Here is a 14918-nt window from a genome sequence, read left to right as displayed (position 1 = left end):
TATGAATAGCAACACGTCTTTTTCACTCATTGCACCTGCAAAACTCAATTTATTTTTACACATTAATGCACGCCGAGATGACGGATATCACGAATTAGAAACCTTATTTACCTTCTTAAACTTTGGCGATGAGCTATCTTTTGAGTTAATAGATAAACCGTCAATTTCAATCTATGGTGATACTAAAGACATACCACTTGAAGATAATCTAATCTATAAAGCTGCTTTCATGTTACAAACCCACTCTAAAACAAAGCACGGTGTAAAAATAAATTTAATAAAACGATTGCCAATGGGAGGTGGTGTTGGAGGTGGTTCGTCTGATGCGGCAACCACACTATTAGCGCTGAATAAATTGTGGAATATTAATTATGACATTAATGAACTTGCCCGTTTAGGATTACAATTAGGGGCGGATGTACCTGTTTTTATACGTGGTGAAAGCGCCATAGCGCATGGCATTGGAGAAGAACTACACCGTGTAGAGCTTGAACAGAAATGGTACTGTGTTGTGCACCCAAATCAGCATGTAAGTACCGCTGAAATATTTACCCATCCAGATTTAAAACGCGATACACCAAAAATTTTAGGAGATTGGAAACAGCAAGATTTACACAACGATTGTGAGCCTTTAGTTAAAAAGCTATGCCCCGAGGTTGAAAAAACCCTCCAGTGGTTGCTAAAATACGCCCCGTCGAAGATGACCGGAACAGGTTCATGTTGTTTTGTAGAGTTTGATACACAAACTCAGGCAAACGATGTGCTTGCAAACCTCCCCCATACTTGGCAGGGATTTGTTGCGTCAAGCGCTAATATTTCTCCTGCTCATACGGAGCTTACCGCCATATTCGATCAATGAAGTAACGTAAAAGTAATCATAAGTTAACTTGCAATGTTTTTTATCATTGCTTGTTAGTCCAAAATTTCAGTGCCTGAGGAACCCTACCGTGCCTGACATGAAGCTCTTCGCTGGTAACGCAACACCTGAGTTAGCTCAAAAAGTTGCAAAACGTTTATATATTGAATTAGGCGATGCTGTTGTTGGCCGTTTTAGCGACGGTGAGATCAGTGTTCAAATTAATGAAAATGTTCGTGGCTCGGATGTTTTTATCTTGCAATCAACCTGTGCCCCTACAAACGATAACCTTATGGAACTTATCGTTATGGTTGATGCTCTTCGTCGCGCATCTGCGGGTCGTATTACTGCCGTCATTCCTTATTTTGGTTATGCCCGCCAAGATCGTCGCGTACGTTCAGCCCGTGTACCAATCACTGCTAAAGTTGTTGCCGATTTTTTATCGAGCGTAGGTGTAGACCGAGTACTTACGGTTGATTTACACGCAGAGCAAATCCAAGGCTTCTTTGACGTACCAGTAGATAACGTATTTGGTAGCCCAGTATTACTTGAAGATATGAAAGAGCGTCATTTTGATGATGTTGTTATTGTTTCTCCAGATATTGGTGGTGTAGTACGCGCACGTGCAATTGCAAAACTACTAAACGATACTGATTTAGCTATTATTGATAAACGCCGCCCACAAGCAAATGTTTCTCAAGTAATGCATATTATTGGTGATGTAGAAGGCCGTGACTGTATCATTGTCGATGACATGATTGATACTGGCGGTACTCTATGTAAAGCAGCAGAAGCACTTAAAGAACATGGTGCTAAACGCGTATTTGCTTATGCAACTCATCCTATTTTATCAGGTAAAGCAGCTGAGAATTTACGTGATTCTGTTATTGATGAAGTTATTGTAACCGACTCGATTCCATTATCTGATGAACTTAAAGCACTTGATAAAGTAAAAGTGCTAACGCTTGCTGATATGTTGGCAGAAACTATTCGCCGTATTAGCAACGAAGAATCTATTTCAGCGATGTTTGAACACTAAACACAGATATTTACTGAAAACAAAAGCGCCTTTTGGCGCTTTTTTTGTATGCTATGTATATTTTACTGAATCACAGTGGTATGATAGCGCGCCTTTTGGCTAGGGACCTTGGTCGCAAAGGCCCTAAACTTTTAAATAATTGGAGACATCATGTCTAACACAACTTATACATATGACGCTGAACTTCGCGTAGAAACTGGTACTGGTGCGAGCCGCCGCCTACGTCGCGAAGACAAAGTTCCTGCAATCCTTTACGGAGCTGACAAAGAAGCTTTATCTCTTACTTTTGCTCATAAAGATATGATCAAAGCACAAGAAGACGAAGGTTTTTACACTCATATTCTTACACTTAACGTAGGCGGCGAGAAAGTTGAAGCTATCTTAAAAGATATTCAACGTCACCCATTCAAGCCTAAGCTTACTCACCTTGATTTCCAACGTGTAGACGCAACTCATAAATTAACAACTAAAGTTCCTCTTCACTTTATCGGTGAAGAAATTGTAACTAAAGCTGGCGCAACTGTTGTTCACCAGTTAACTGATGTTGAAATTTCTTGTCTTCCAAAAGCACTACCAGAATTCATCGAAGTAAATGTTTCTGACTTAGTAGCTGGTGATTCAATCCACATCTCTGATTTACAACTACCAGCAGGTGTTGCATCTGTTGAATTAGGTAAAGGCGAAGGCCATGACCTTTCAGTAGTTACAATCAAAGCAAACAAAGCAGCTCCAGCTGAAGACGAAGAAGCTTCAGACGCTGCAGAATAATATTTAAGGTCTCGCACCTTGAATTCTATTCAAATGCTTGTGGGCCTGGCTAATCCAGGCCCCGAATACGCAAATACACGCCACAATGCAGGTGCTTGGTTCATCGAGCAACTCGCAGCACGCTACAACTGTACGCTAAAACACGATCCTAAATATCACGGCTTAACTGGCAAAGTGATAATTCAAGGCCAAGAATTCAAATTATTGATCCCCACTACTTACATGAATTTAAGTGGTAAAGCGGTCAGTAGTTTAGCCAATTTTTTCAAAATCCCTGTTGAAAATATCTTAGTCGCACATGATGAGATGGATTTAGATCCCGGTGTCGCCAAATTAAAAAAAGGGGGTGGACACGGTGGTCATAATGGCCTAAAAGACATTATGGCAAAAATGGCAAATCAAAAAGATTTTATGCGTTTACGTGTTGGCATAGGTCATCCAGGACATCGTGAAATGGTTACCGGCTGGGTGCTTGGGAAAGCGCCGAAAGTTGACCAAGAAAAAATGGATGCTGCTGTAGACGAAGCAGTTCGTTGTATGGAAATACTTGCAAAAGACGGCGTGCTAAAAGCACAAAACAGACTTCATTCGTTTAAACCCTAGTAAACTTGAGTGCAAGTGCACAGTTTAAACGAATTCTAAACAAGGTATCTTACTATGGGTTTTAAATGTGGCATCGTTGGCTTGCCTAACGTTGGTAAATCAACGCTTTTCAATGCACTAACTAAAGCGGGTATTGAAGCCGCTAACTTTCCTTTTTGTACCATTGAGCCTAATACAGGTGTGGTACCTGTGCCAGATCCTCGCTTAGACGAGCTTGCTAAAATTGTAAATCCACAACGTATTCTTACTACTAGTATGGAATTTGTTGATATTGCTGGCCTTGTAAAAGGCGCATCAAAAGGTGAAGGTCTTGGTAACCAGTTCTTAGCAAACATTCGTGAAACGGATGCAATTGGCCACGTAGTTCGTTGTTTTGAAGACGAAAACGTAATACACGTAGCCGGTACAATTGACCCTGCTGACGATATTGACGTGATCAATACTGAGTTAGTACTTGCCGATATGGACAGCGCTGAAAAAGCCATGTTCCGTAATGCTAAAAAAGCGAAAGGCGGCGATAAAGACGCAAAAGAACAAAATGCAGCACTTGAAAAAGTAAAAGCACACCTTGATGAAGGCCTAACACTTAGATCGTTAGAATTAACTAAAGAAGAAAAAGCAGCTATTAGCTCTGTCAACTTCTTAACTATCAAGCCAACAATGTATATTGCAAACGTAGCAGAAGATGGTTTTGAGAATAACCCACTACTTGACCGCGTTCGCGCTATAGCTGAATCAGAGGGTGCTGTTGTAGTGCCTGTGTGTGCAGCAATCGAATCTGAGTTATCTGAACTTGATGACGAAGATAAGCTCGAATTTATGGCTGACCTTGGCTTAGAAGAGCCAGGCCTTAACCTTGTAATTCGAGGCGGCTACGAATTACTCAAGCTACAAACTTACTTTACAGCAGGCGTAAAAGAAGTGCGAGCTTGGACAATTCCTGTAGGTGCAACAGCGCCACAAGCTGCTGGTAAAATTCATACCGATTTTGAACGTGGATTTATCCGTGCACAAACCATTGCTTATGACGACTACATTAACTGTAAAGGTGAAAGTGGTGCAAAAGAAGCAGGTAAAATGCGCCAAGAAGGTAAAGAGTACATTGTTAAAGATGGCGATGTAATGAACTTTCTGTTTAACGTATAAGTTTTTATTGCCTCTATTAGGGGAAATAAATTTTAAAGGCTCGTTTTTACGAGCCTTTTTTGTTTTTTAAACGTATATACGCTGTCAGCTTTTAGGGAATAAAAAACACTAAGTTAATTTTAAAAAGCTTAACCTGTTATACTTCCTCCCTAAAGGGTATTAAAAAAACGGCGTTTTTATTAAAATTTAGCCGGTTAGCTTAATTTTCCTGCAAACAAACACAGTTAAGTGTTTTTTTGCAAAAAAGGTGTTGACGAATTTGGGTCATGTCAGCATAATACGCCCCGCACTCAGCGATGAAGTGCTAACAAAAAAGATGGCTAAGTAGCTCAGCTGGTTAGAGCACATCACTCATAATGATGGGGTCACAGGTTCAAATCCCGTCTTAGCCACCATTTATTTTTTGTTGCTCAATGAAGAGTTTAAAATAACTACCTTGTGTACGGTAGTTGCGGAATTAGAAGTTGTCTTGAATTAGACGCTGGATTTAGGTTCCAAAACAGTATTACCTGTATGCTCGATGCGGGAGTGGCGGAATTGGTAGACGCGCTGGATTTAGGTTCCAGTATCTTAGGATGTGAGAGTTCAAGTCTCTCCTTCCGCACCATTATTCTTGATAAGAATTAAAACTATCAGTTGTTTATTGTTGGGATATCGCCAAGCGGTAAGGCACCAGGTTTTGATCCTGGCATTCCCAGGTTCAAATCCTGGTATCCCAGCCAACAATGGCTAAGTAGCTCAGCTGGTTAGAGCACATCACTCATAATGATGGGGTCACAGGTTCAAATCCCGTCTTAGCCACCATTTCTTCTAAGGAATGGCTCTGCAAGAGTTAAATTGCAACTCAATGAAGAGTTTAAAATAACTACCTTTCTTTGATTATTCAAAGTTAAAATGCGGGAGTGGCGGAATTGGTAGACGCGCTGGATTTAGGTTCCAGTATCTTAGGATGTGAGAGTTCAAGTCTCTCCTTCCGCACCATGTTCTTGATTAGAACTAAAACAATCAAATATTTCTTTGTTGGGATATCGCCAAGCGGTAAGGCACCAGGTTTTGATCCTGGCATTCCCAGGTTCAAATCCTGGTATCCCAGCCAACTTCTTCTACCAAAGAGTGTTGTAAAAGAATAACTCTGTTATGAGTATAAACATAAAGCTGTATGCGGGAGTGGCGGAATTGGTAGACGCGCTGGATTTAGGTTCCAGTATCTTAGGATGTGAGAGTTCAAGTCTCTCCTTCCGCACCATGTTCTAGATTAGAACTAAAATAATCAGCTAATTCTTTGTTGGGATATCGCCAAGCGGTAAGGCACCAGGTTTTGATCCTGGCATTCCCAGGTTCAAATCCTGGTATCCCAGCCAACTTCTTCTACCAAAGAGTGTTGTTAAAGAATAGAACTGCGGGAGTGGCGGAATTGGTAGACGCGCTGGATTTAGGTTCCAGTATCTTAGGATGTGAGAGTTCAAGTCTCTCCTTCCGCACCATGTTCTTAATTAGAACTAAAACTCATCCAAATTTAAAGTTGGGATATCGCCAAGCGGTAAGGCACCAGGTTTTGATCCTGGCATTCCCAGGTTCAAATCCTGGTATCCCAGCCAATTTTATAAAACTTCTGTTCTTCACTTCATTAATAAATTCTTATATCTAATATTTTTTATGTTAATTTCTAAATATCTGACTAAGATAATTAATGTTTTAAAACAGATAAAATTCCATTTCGGCTAAAACTCACTTCGCTACAAGGCGAAATTTTTTAATTACATGTTCTGTAGCAGAAGTTTTTGATAGTGTTAGTTTTAGCCCCTTACATTAATTAAACTTTATTACTTATTTATACCCTACATTATTTATGTATTTCTCTATAAAACGGTCTATAGGGAGTGGCTTACTAAAATAATAACCTTGAAGATATTCACAATTCATCGATTTAAGTGCTTCTTGTAAAGCCTTGGTTTCGATCCCCTCTGCAACCACATTACAATTGAGTCTATTTGCTAAAAATAACGTCGATTCTACAATTGCATAATCGGCTATCTGAGTAAGCATATTATTTATGAAAGACCGATCTATTTTAATTTGATTTATAGGTAGTTCTCTAAGTAAAGATAAGGAAGAAAAGCCGGTACCAAAGTCGTCAACACTAAATTCAAATCCACGACTATTAAGCTTGTTCATCATGGTACGAGCTGCATCTAAGCTTGTCATCATAGCACCTTCTGTAATCTCAAAAACAATGTAGTCACTTAGCGTGGGGTCTTCATCAAGTAGCTTTTCAATAGATTCCACAAAGCTCTCACTTTCAAGATCTCGCGTTGATAAATTTACATGCATGGTGCCAGTAAAGCCTAACAGTTTTAAATGCCTTAAATTTTTTACCGTTTCAATTACAACCCACTGAGTAATATTAAGAATCATCCCTGTACGCTCTGCTACTTTGATAAATTGCTCAGGAGCAATAAATGAACCATCTTTCTGAGGCCATCTGATTAAGACTTCTGCACCGTGCATTTCGTCAAAGCGAGTGCAAAATATTGGCTGTAAATAAAGTTCAAATTCGTGATTAGAGAGGGCATTTTTTATTTTAGTCGTCATATCAAGGAAATCATCAGCTCTTTCACTTAACTCTTCGAAATAATGTACGAATAGATGCTGTGTGCTTTTGGCCTCAAGTAAAGCTAAATCCGCATTTTTAAATAACTCATTGGTATAAAGTGCATCCTGAGGAAATGAGCTCACGCCAACTTTTAACTTTAGCCAAATTTTTTGCTCATTGATAAAAAATGGCTGTTCGACAGAATCTCTTATAACCTCAAAGCAACCGAGGATATCTTGCTCATTTGTTGAATCTAAAATTAAGGCAAATTCATCACCACCAACTCGATGTAGCTCGGCTATGCTCAACAAATTGAGGTTTAACGTTATTGAAAATTTACGCAGTAATTCATCACCAAAGCTGTTACCGTAGAGCTCATTTACCCGTTTAAAATTACTTAAATCAAATAAAAATAAACTAAAAGGTTGCGCATTGTTCACCTGAGCATTTAATAAATTAAAAAAACATTTACGATTAGGGAGGCTTGTTAAGTGGTCGTGCTCAGCTAGGAACCGTTGATGATTTTCAGACTTTTCTATTTCTAAAATACTTTTTAAGCTGAGGCGCATTATTAGAAAAACAAAAATCCCACCCCCAAATAAAATAAGTGAAATACTTATTACAACCAAGTTTTCTAAGGTGTTATTTGCAAAATAGTGCAATATCCAACAATATCCAAAAATAAATAGAGTAACTAAGACTAGAAGTAAGCTCCATGCCATGTCTTTAGTTTTCTTGCATATTGTCACTATTGGCCGAATACTAAAACCTAAAAGCAAAATACCTAATAAAATTACAATTAATAAATTGTCCACAGCCACTCAAACTAAAGATTACTTATTACTTAATTATGGCAAATAAATGTAAAAGAGAAATAATATTTGACATAAGAGCTTTAAAATAGCTTCTAAGCTCTCATGTAAAGAGTTGAATAATCGAGGTGATTGCAAGTAAACATATTAAATAAAATGAAGAATATTGAGTGAAAGAGCTTATTTCTAACCAATCTCACCGCTAATTGCATATTTTAATACCCAGTTTTTTACCACTCCAGTACTGTTAGCCACTTTTAAAAATTGGCTACGCGCCCATTTTAGCGGTGATATTTGGTTTGAAAAACCAAAATAGCAAGCATCCATCATACTCATCATTAATAAGTTGGCTTTGCGGCGGGTGCGTTCGTACTCTTGTAGCGTTAACGCGCAACCAACATCGTCTGCATCGTTCAATGCAGTGGCCAAAGCGACTACGTCTTGGAAACCCAAATTAACGCCCTGCCCGGCAAGTGGATTAATGGTATGCGCAGCATCACCAACTAATACTAAACGACCATTAGAATAAGTATTTGCATGTTGGCGAGTAATTGGAAACACAGCGTGACTTTGCACTTCAAAGTCGCCTGCAAGATCGGGGAACCTCATCAAAATATGGCTTTTTAATTGTGCCCCATTTAACCCTTTAAATGCGTGCAATCTGTTGGCACCGTCGTACCAAATTAAATTAGCGTAAGGTGCTTGCATAGGTAGAAAAGCCAGAGGGCCTGATGGCGTAAACTGTTGCCATGTTTTTACCTGTTGAGGTGCATCCAATTTAATCAGCACCCCCATACACTGCTGCTGATACTGCCAACCAGTTACACCAATATTTGCTTTAGTTCGTAATTGCGATTGTCCACCGTCGGCTGCAATCACTAAGCTCGCGGTATAACGTTGCTCGCCATAGACCAAGGTAATTGAGTCAGCATTTTGCTCTATTTTACTCACAGCCTGTTTTTGCTCGATTACTTCAATGTCATACTGCTCAAACTGCACCCATAAACTGGCTTGTATTAAACTGTTTTCGATTAAGTGGCCCAAATGCGAGGTATTAATGTCGGCACAATCAAATAACAAGTTGTCGTCGCCACGCTCGAAAGCTTCTAACTGTTGGTATGGTGCAATCCGGCCTTGTCTTAAAATGGGCATAGCCCCTAACTCATCAAGTAAGTTTTCTGAAAAACGATTAATAGCTGACACTCTTATATCAACCTTACTATTACTCAAAACATGAGTCGGATCTATTAGGTGCTTTTCTATGATACGCACTGACTTTCCCTGTTGCGCTAACTTTATTGCCATTGCCGCACCAACCATGCCGCCGCCAACCACTATCACATTATTTTGAGTCATGTTTTTCATCATTTTATTAATACGTGAATCTATTTTTATTGTACCGTAACTCGTCGCTTTAGTGCGAGAGTATATAACTATCAAGCTATTAAACTTGCCTGAGTTTGATTTGAGATCACAAACATGAAAACTATACTTGGATCTGGGCGGGTATCCAGCTAAAATACGCGTCCTTTAAGTGAGCAAGCTTGCTCCTTAATTCTGTTTCAAGCACATATTTGTGCCATTATCGAATTGAACACGAGGCTAAATTTCAATGAGCAAAAAGCTGCATATCAAAACCTGGGGTTGTCAGATGAACGAATACGACTCTCAGAAAATGGCTGAACTTTTAGATGCCACCAATGGCTACCAGCTAACTGAAGATGCAACAGATGCCGACGTAATCTTACTTAACACCTGTTCAATTCGTGAAAAAGCACAAGAAAAAGTATTTCACCAATTAGGCCGTTGGAAGTTGTTAAAAGACGACAAACCAGAGCTAATTATTGGTGTAGGCGGCTGTGTTGCCTCGCAAGAAGGGGACTCTATTCGCCAACGTGCGCCATTCGTAGACGTTATTTTTGGGCCTCAAACACTGCATCGTTTACCTGAAATGATTAAGCAAGTGCAAGGTAATAAAGGGTCGTCGGTTGTTGATATTTCATTTCCAGAAATTGAAAAGTTTGACCGCCTACCTGAGCCAAAAGCAGAAGGCCCAAGTGCATTTGTATCAATTATGGAAGGGTGTTCTAAATACTGTACTTTTTGTGTTGTACCGTACACACGAGGCGAAGAAGTAAGCCGCCCAGTTGATGACGTACTCCTTGAAGTGGCACAACTTGCAGAACAAGGCGTTCGCGAAGTAAATCTATTAGGCCAAAACGTAAACGCATACCGTGGTGATACTCACGATGGCGAGATTTGCTATTTCTCAGATTTAATTCGTTTAATAGCAGCTATTGATGGCATTGACCGTATTCGTTATACCACCTCACACCCTGTAGAATTTACGCCAGACATCATCGACGTATACGCTGATGTGCCAGAGCTTGTCGATCACTTACACCTACCAGTGCAAAGTGGTTCAGACCGTATTTTAAACTTAATGAAACGTGGCCATACTGCACTTGAATACAAATCAACAATTCGCAAGCTGCGTAAAATTCGCCCTAATTTAAGCATGTCGTCAGATTTCATTATCGGCTTCCCGGGTGAGAGCAAAGCTGACTTTGAAGCCACTATGAACCTTATCAACGATATTGGTTTTGATATGAGCTTTAGCTTTATTTACAGCGCACGCCCAGGTACGCCTGCGGCAGATTTACCGGACGACGTAACTGAGCAAGAGAAAAAAGAACGCTTATACCTGTTACAAAACCGTATCACACAAATGGCACAGCAAATTAGCCGCCAAATGTTTGATACAGAACAGCGTATTTTGGTTGAAGGTCCATCTAAAAAGAACCCAATGGAATTACGCGGTAGAACCGAAAATAACCGTGTTGTTAACTTTGTGGGCCCACATACGGTGATCGGCCAGTTCGTTGATGTACGTATTACTGAAGCACTGCCTAACTCTTTACGTGGTGACTTAATTCGTACAGAATCAGAAATGAACTTACGACGTGAAATCGCTCCTTCAGCTATTTTAACCAAAGCAGCAAGCAATGAGCCAAAACCAGAGACTGTTAACGAAATTGGCGTAGCTACTTTCGTTCCTTAGTCAATATACCCAGCGCCAGTAAATACTGGCGCCGTTCTATAGGAAGCAATTTTGAGTAATCAGTTAAAAACATTAGAGATTTATTTAGAACCTGCCGATAACAAACGCCTTTCTTCTTTATGCGGCCCGTTTGACGAAAACATCAAACAAATTGAACGTCGCCTAGCTGTTGAAATTATTCACCGCGATAACTTTTTTAAAGTAACCGGTAAATTAATCAATAGTGCCTCTGCGGTCGAAATCTTAAAAAATCTCTATGTTGATACTCAACCTGTGCGCGGTGTTATTGGTGAAATAGAACCTGATAGTGTTCACTTGGCTATTACTGAATCTAAAGCCCTAGAGCAAGATGCTTCAAACAGTGCATACGGTAAAGAAATGGTTATTAAAACCCGCCGTGGTGTTATTAAGCCACGAAACGACAACCAAGGCCTTTACGTCGCCAATATATTAAATCACGACATTACGTTTGGTATAGGCCCCGCTGGTACAGGTAAAACCTATCTAGCAGTAGCTGCCGCAGTAGACGCCCTTGAACGCCAAGAAATTCGTCGTATTTTATTAACGCGCCCTGCAGTAGAAGCCGGCGAAAAACTCGGTTTTTTACCTGGTGACCTAAGCCAAAAAATTGACCCATACCTTCGCCCCCTTTACGATGCACTGTTCGAAATGCTCGGCTTTGAAAAAGTCGAAAAACTCATAGAAAAAAACATTATTGAAGTGGCACCACTTGCTTACATGCGTGGTCGTACATTAAATGATGCGTTTATTATTTTAGATGAAAGCCAAAACACCACCGCAGAACAAATGAAAATGTTTTTAACCCGTATAGGGTTTAACTCAAAAGCGGTGATCACCGGCGATATTACACAAGTTGATTTACCGCGCGGAACACGCTCGGGTCTTCGCCATGCTATTGAAGTGCTAGACAGTGTAGACGAAATTAGTTTTAACTACTTTAAAGCACACGATGTAGTGCGCCATCCTGTTGTTGCGCGTATTGTTGAAGCATACGAGCGTAACGATGAGAGCGAGCGTCTAAAGCGAATTGAAAAACAAAAAGCAAAAGACGACCAAGCAGCTCAACTTAACGCTACTACTAAAGAGTAATACTTTGACAACCGAACTTGATTTACAAATAGCCTGTGAGTTTGACAATCTTCCAAGTGAAGCCCAATTTGCTTTGTGGGCCGATAAAGCCTTAAGCCAATATCGTGATGAGTCAGAACTCACCATTGTAATAAGCGACGAAGCGCAATCACAACAGCTTAATAACGATTACCGTGGTAAAAATAAACCCACTAACGTGTTGTCGTTTGAGTTTGAAGCGCCACCTGGAATAGACCTCCCTCTTGTTGGTGATTTAGTTATTTGCCCAGCCATTGTATTGGCTGAAGCAGTGGAGCAAGAGAAGTCATTTCATGACCACTTTGCCCACATGGTCATTCATGGGTGCTTGCATTTACTTGGATTTGACCATATAAAGAGTGAAGACGCTCTGCAAATGGAAAGCATAGAAAAGCAATTACTTGCAGAACTGAATATAGCAGACCCATATCGGGACGAAATTTAAATTAACGGAGCAATTAGACGCAATGAGCGACGGTAACTCGCAATCTAGCCAGGGTTCTTCTGGCAAAACGTGGTTGGGTAGAATAACCCAAATGCTGCAAGGGGAACCCCAGAATAGAGAAGAGCTGGTCGAAGTGATTGCCGATGCGCAAGAACGAGACGTAATCGATCCAGAAACAAAAGAGATGATTGAAGGTGTGCTTAGTGTGTCTGAGCTTAAAGTGCGAGACATCATGATCCCGCGCTCACAAATGGTCACTCTTGAGATCGACAGCCCGCTTGAAGAGCTAATACCCATGATGGTCGACTCAACTCACTCACGCTTCCCTGTAGTGATTGAAGACAAAGATCACGTAGAAGGTTTTTTACTTGCTAAAGATTTGCTCCCGCTTATCTTAAATAAAGACGAGCATTTACCTTCAATTCGTGATTATTTACGCCCGGCCATGGTCGTACCTGAGAGCAAACGTGTTGACACCCTGCTTAATGAATTTCGTCAGCAACGCTACCATATGGCTGTTGTCATTGATGAATACGGCGGTGTATCGGGACTAGTAACCATTGAAGACATTCTTGAAACCATTGTTGGCGAAATAGAAGACGAGCATGACGAAGAAGAAGAACAACAAGATATTCGTCAACTTGCTAAACACGTACACGTGGTTCAGGCGTTAACGCCAGTAGATGACTTTAACGAACATTTCAGCACAGGATATAGCACAGACGAGGCAGACACCATTGGTGGCACGGTATTGCATGCATTTGGTCATATGCCTAGCCGAGGTGAAACTATAGACATAGACGGTTACCAATTTAAAGTAACCAATGCCGACAATCGTCGTATCTTGCAACTGCAAGTCACCGTACCTAAGGCTGATGATAACGACAGTGAAGAAACTGCTAACTAGACTTATACTATTAGCAAAAGATATAAAATCATGGCTCGCATTTATTGCGGGCCTTATTTTAACTTTTAGCTACTCCCCTTTTGAAATTTGGCCTATTGCATTTATTAGTATTGCAGCTGTCATATTTTGTATCAATCCCAACAACACCGGAAAACGCCACGCTAAAAGTGCCGCTAAATATGGTTTTATATTTGGTTTAGGCTGGTTTGGTGCAGGTATTAGTTGGGTACATGTCTCTATTGCTACCTTTGGCGGTATGCCGCTTGTAGCCTCTTTGTCGTTAATGGCGCTATTGTGCGCCTATTTAGCGCTCTACCCCGCCTTAGCGTTGTATTTAACAACACGTTTTGCCACCAGCTCAAATAGCTTCGGTTTACTGCTTATTTGCTTTTTTGCCATCAGTGAATATTTACGGGGAGTAGTCCTTACCGGATTTCCGTGGTTAAGCTTTGGGTATACCCAAACCGATGGGCCATTAAATATACTGGCCCCTTACATTGGTGAATTTGGGCTGACCTTAGTGTGTATTGCCATTGGCTTTGCTCTATATCGGTTAACGCAAAAAGACATAAAGACCCCGCTTGTTGCACTCATCACATTTACTGTTTTATGTATTGGTTCGCGTGCAACAAGCACAATTGAGTACTCAGGTAAATCAATGTCAACCTTAATGGTGCAAGGCAATATAAAGCAGCACCTTCGCTTTGAGCCTAGCGAGTTTTGGACCACCATGAGTAAATACCAAGACATGACACGCCCACATTGGGATGCTGACTTAATTGTATGGCCAGAAGCAGCAGTTCCTGAAATAGAAGCCCTTGCCGATAGCTACTTAGCTGGGCTAGATAGCGCTGCATCATTCAATGAAACCGCCCTTATTACAGGGATTGTCGACTACCAAATCGATACTAAAACCATATTTAATACACTGATAGTGCTGGGTAACAAAGAGCGCGGCGACGAACATGGCCACTATCAATACTTAGGTAAAAATCGCTATCAAAAACACCAGTTACTACCGATTGGTGAGTTTGTACCGTTTCAAGATTTTCTGCGCCCTATTGCGCCTTTGTTTGATTTACCTATGTCGTCGTTTACCCGAGGCGATAGAGAACAAAACAACTTACGCGCTAATGGTTTTAACTTACTACCCGCTATTTGCTACGAAATAGTATTTGCCGATTTAGTACGCGGTAATTACAAAAGCAACTCAGATCTACTTTTTACAGTAAGTAACGACGCGTGGTTTGGCGACTCAATTGGGCCCTTGCAACACATGCAAATAGCCCGCATGCGCGCCCTAGAACTTCAACGTCCGCTGGTACGTGTTACCAACAATGGGGTAAGCGCCGTATACGACCCAATAAGCCACACACAACAAACCATGCCTCAGTTTGAAGCTACCATATTGAAAGCCAACATTAAGCTTATAAAAGGCGACAGCGTGTACAGCCAATACGGCAATGTATTTGTATGGGGATTTGTGTTGTTAATGGGAGTTGTTGGGTTTGGGGTTAGGTTTAAAGTAGGTTCAATAAAGAGCTAAATAACATATTAAAA

General features: G+C 40.6%; 12 protein-coding genes and 10 tRNA genes. 20 read left to right on the top strand and 2 right to left on the bottom strand.

What is annotated here, in order from left to right:
• Window position 1: 1 nt before the first annotated feature.
• The 15 genes from ispE (at window position 2) to ATS76_RS14320 (ending at window position 6010) form a co-directional block, all read left to right on the top strand.
• Window positions 2-859, top strand: a complete 858-nt coding sequence (gene ispE, locus ATS76_RS14390; RefSeq protein ID WP_058552649.1) for a 4-(cytidine 5'-diphospho)-2-C-methyl-D-erythritol kinase — start codon at window positions 2-4, stop codon at window positions 857-859.
• A gap of 88 nt (window positions 860-947) precedes the next feature.
• Complete coding sequence (locus ATS76_RS14385; RefSeq protein ID WP_058403366.1) at window positions 948-1895, top strand: ribose-phosphate pyrophosphokinase; 948 nt, start codon at window positions 948-950, stop codon at window positions 1893-1895.
• A gap of 150 nt (window positions 1896-2045) precedes the next feature.
• Entirely contained in the window at window positions 2046-2663 is a 618-nt protein-coding gene (locus ATS76_RS14380; RefSeq protein WP_058552648.1) for a 50S ribosomal protein L25/general stress protein Ctc, read from the top strand.
• Window positions 2664-2681: 18 nt separating this feature from the next.
• Window positions 2682-3266: an aminoacyl-tRNA hydrolase gene (gene pth / locus ATS76_RS14375; protein ID WP_082653579.1), complete on the top strand. Its 585-nt coding sequence runs from the start codon at window positions 2682-2684 to the stop codon at window positions 3264-3266.
• Between the two features lie 54 nt (window positions 3267-3320).
• On the top strand, window positions 3321-4412 hold the full coding sequence (gene ychF / locus ATS76_RS14370) for a redox-regulated ATPase YchF (protein WP_058403368.1): 1092 nt from the start codon (window positions 3321-3323) through the stop codon (window positions 4410-4412).
• 318 nt (window positions 4413-4730) lie between these two features.
• A tRNA-Met gene (locus ATS76_RS14365) sits at window positions 4731-4807 on the top strand.
• Between the two features lie 127 nt (window positions 4808-4934).
• A tRNA-Leu gene (locus ATS76_RS14360) sits at window positions 4935-5019 on the top strand.
• Between the two features lie 40 nt (window positions 5020-5059).
• Window positions 5060-5134 (top strand) — tRNA-Gln (locus tag ATS76_RS14355).
• 5 nt (window positions 5135-5139) lie between these two features.
• A tRNA-Met gene (locus ATS76_RS14350) sits at window positions 5140-5216 on the top strand.
• A 92-nt stretch (window positions 5217-5308) separates the two neighbouring features.
• Window positions 5309-5393, top strand: a tRNA-Leu gene (locus ATS76_RS14345).
• Window positions 5394-5433: 40 nt separating this feature from the next.
• Window positions 5434-5508: transfer RNA gene (locus ATS76_RS14340), tRNA-Gln, on the top strand.
• Window positions 5509-5573: 65 nt separating this feature from the next.
• Window positions 5574-5658: transfer RNA gene (locus tag ATS76_RS14335), tRNA-Leu, on the top strand.
• A gap of 40 nt (window positions 5659-5698) precedes the next feature.
• Window positions 5699-5773, top strand: a tRNA-Gln gene (locus ATS76_RS14330).
• A 38-nt stretch (window positions 5774-5811) separates the two neighbouring features.
• Window positions 5812-5896 (top strand) — tRNA-Leu (locus tag ATS76_RS14325).
• Window positions 5897-5935: 39 nt separating this feature from the next.
• Window positions 5936-6010: transfer RNA gene (locus tag ATS76_RS14320), tRNA-Gln, on the top strand.
• A gap of 229 nt (window positions 6011-6239) precedes the next feature.
• Here the strand turns inward: ATS76_RS14320 and ATS76_RS14315 are convergent.
• Together ATS76_RS14315 and ATS76_RS14310 are read right to left on the bottom strand one after the other, a co-directional pair.
• Complete coding sequence (locus tag ATS76_RS14315) at window positions 6240-7820, bottom strand: putative bifunctional diguanylate cyclase/phosphodiesterase (protein WP_058552783.1); 1581 nt, start codon at window positions 7818-7820, stop codon at window positions 6240-6242.
• Window positions 7821-8003: 183 nt separating this feature from the next.
• Entirely contained in the window at window positions 8004-9185 is a 1182-nt protein-coding gene (locus ATS76_RS14310) for an FAD-dependent monooxygenase (RefSeq protein WP_058552782.1), read from the bottom strand.
• 244 nt (window positions 9186-9429) lie between these two features.
• Here ATS76_RS14310 and miaB point away from each other — a divergent pair, with 244 nt between their 5' ends.
• Genes miaB through lnt form a run of 5 tightly spaced genes read left to right on the top strand, consistent with a single transcriptional unit; the run spans window position 9430 to window position 14904 of the window.
• Window positions 9430-10878 carry a tRNA (N6-isopentenyl adenosine(37)-C2)-methylthiotransferase MiaB gene (gene miaB, locus ATS76_RS14305; RefSeq protein ID WP_058552647.1) on the top strand — a complete coding sequence of 483 codons (1449 nt, stop codon included), beginning with the start codon at window positions 9430-9432 and terminating at the stop codon, window positions 10876-10878.
• Window positions 10879-10929: 51 nt separating this feature from the next.
• Window positions 10930-11988, top strand: a complete 1059-nt coding sequence (locus ATS76_RS14300; RefSeq protein ID WP_058552646.1) for a PhoH family protein — start codon at window positions 10930-10932, stop codon at window positions 11986-11988.
• Window positions 11989-11992: 4 nt separating this feature from the next.
• Window positions 11993-12451 carry an rRNA maturation RNase YbeY gene (gene ybeY / locus ATS76_RS14295; protein WP_058552645.1) on the top strand — a complete coding sequence of 153 codons (459 nt, stop codon included), beginning with the start codon at window positions 11993-11995 and terminating at the stop codon, window positions 12449-12451.
• A gap of 22 nt (window positions 12452-12473) precedes the next feature.
• Entirely contained in the window at window positions 12474-13358 is an 885-nt protein-coding gene (gene corC, locus ATS76_RS14290; protein WP_058403372.1) for a CNNM family magnesium/cobalt transport protein CorC, read from the top strand.
• The gene (lnt, locus tag ATS76_RS14285; protein WP_058552644.1) at window positions 13339-14904 is read left to right on the top strand and encodes an apolipoprotein N-acyltransferase; all 1566 of its coding nucleotides are present in this window, start codon (window positions 13339-13341) and stop codon (window positions 14902-14904) included. The genes corC and lnt overlap by 20 nt, the downstream gene beginning before the upstream one ends.
• The last annotated feature ends 14 nt before the right edge of the window (window positions 14905-14918 follow it).

It is taken from the genome of Pseudoalteromonas sp. 10-33 (genome assembly GCF_001469195.1).
Lineage (GTDB): Bacteria > Pseudomonadota > Gammaproteobacteria > Enterobacterales > Alteromonadaceae > Pseudoalteromonas.
The sequence above is the reverse complement of the archived record's forward strand: the minus strand, read 5'-3'. Positions and strand labels throughout refer to the sequence as shown.

Excerpts from the sequence above, each read along its gene's own strand:
- miaB (WP_058552647.1), top strand. The coding sequence starts at position 9,430 with ATGAGCAAAAAGCTGCATATCAAAACCTGGGGTTGTCAGATGAACGAA.
- corC (WP_058403372.1), top strand. The coding sequence starts at position 12,474 with ATGAGCGACGGTAACTCGCAATCTAGCCAGGGTTCTTCTGGCAAAACG.
- ATS76_RS14380 (WP_058552648.1), top strand. The coding sequence starts at position 2,046 with ATGTCTAACACAACTTATACATATGACGCTGAACTTCGCGTAGAAACT.
- ATS76_RS14310 (WP_058552782.1), bottom strand. The coding sequence starts at position 9,185 with ATGATGAAAAACATGACTCAAAATAATGTGATAGTGGTTGGCGGCGGC.
- ychF (WP_058403368.1), top strand. The coding sequence starts at position 3,321 with ATGGGTTTTAAATGTGGCATCGTTGGCTTGCCTAACGTTGGTAAATCA.
- ispE (WP_058552649.1), top strand. The coding sequence starts at position 2 with ATGAATAGCAACACGTCTTTTTCACTCATTGCACCTGCAAAACTCAAT.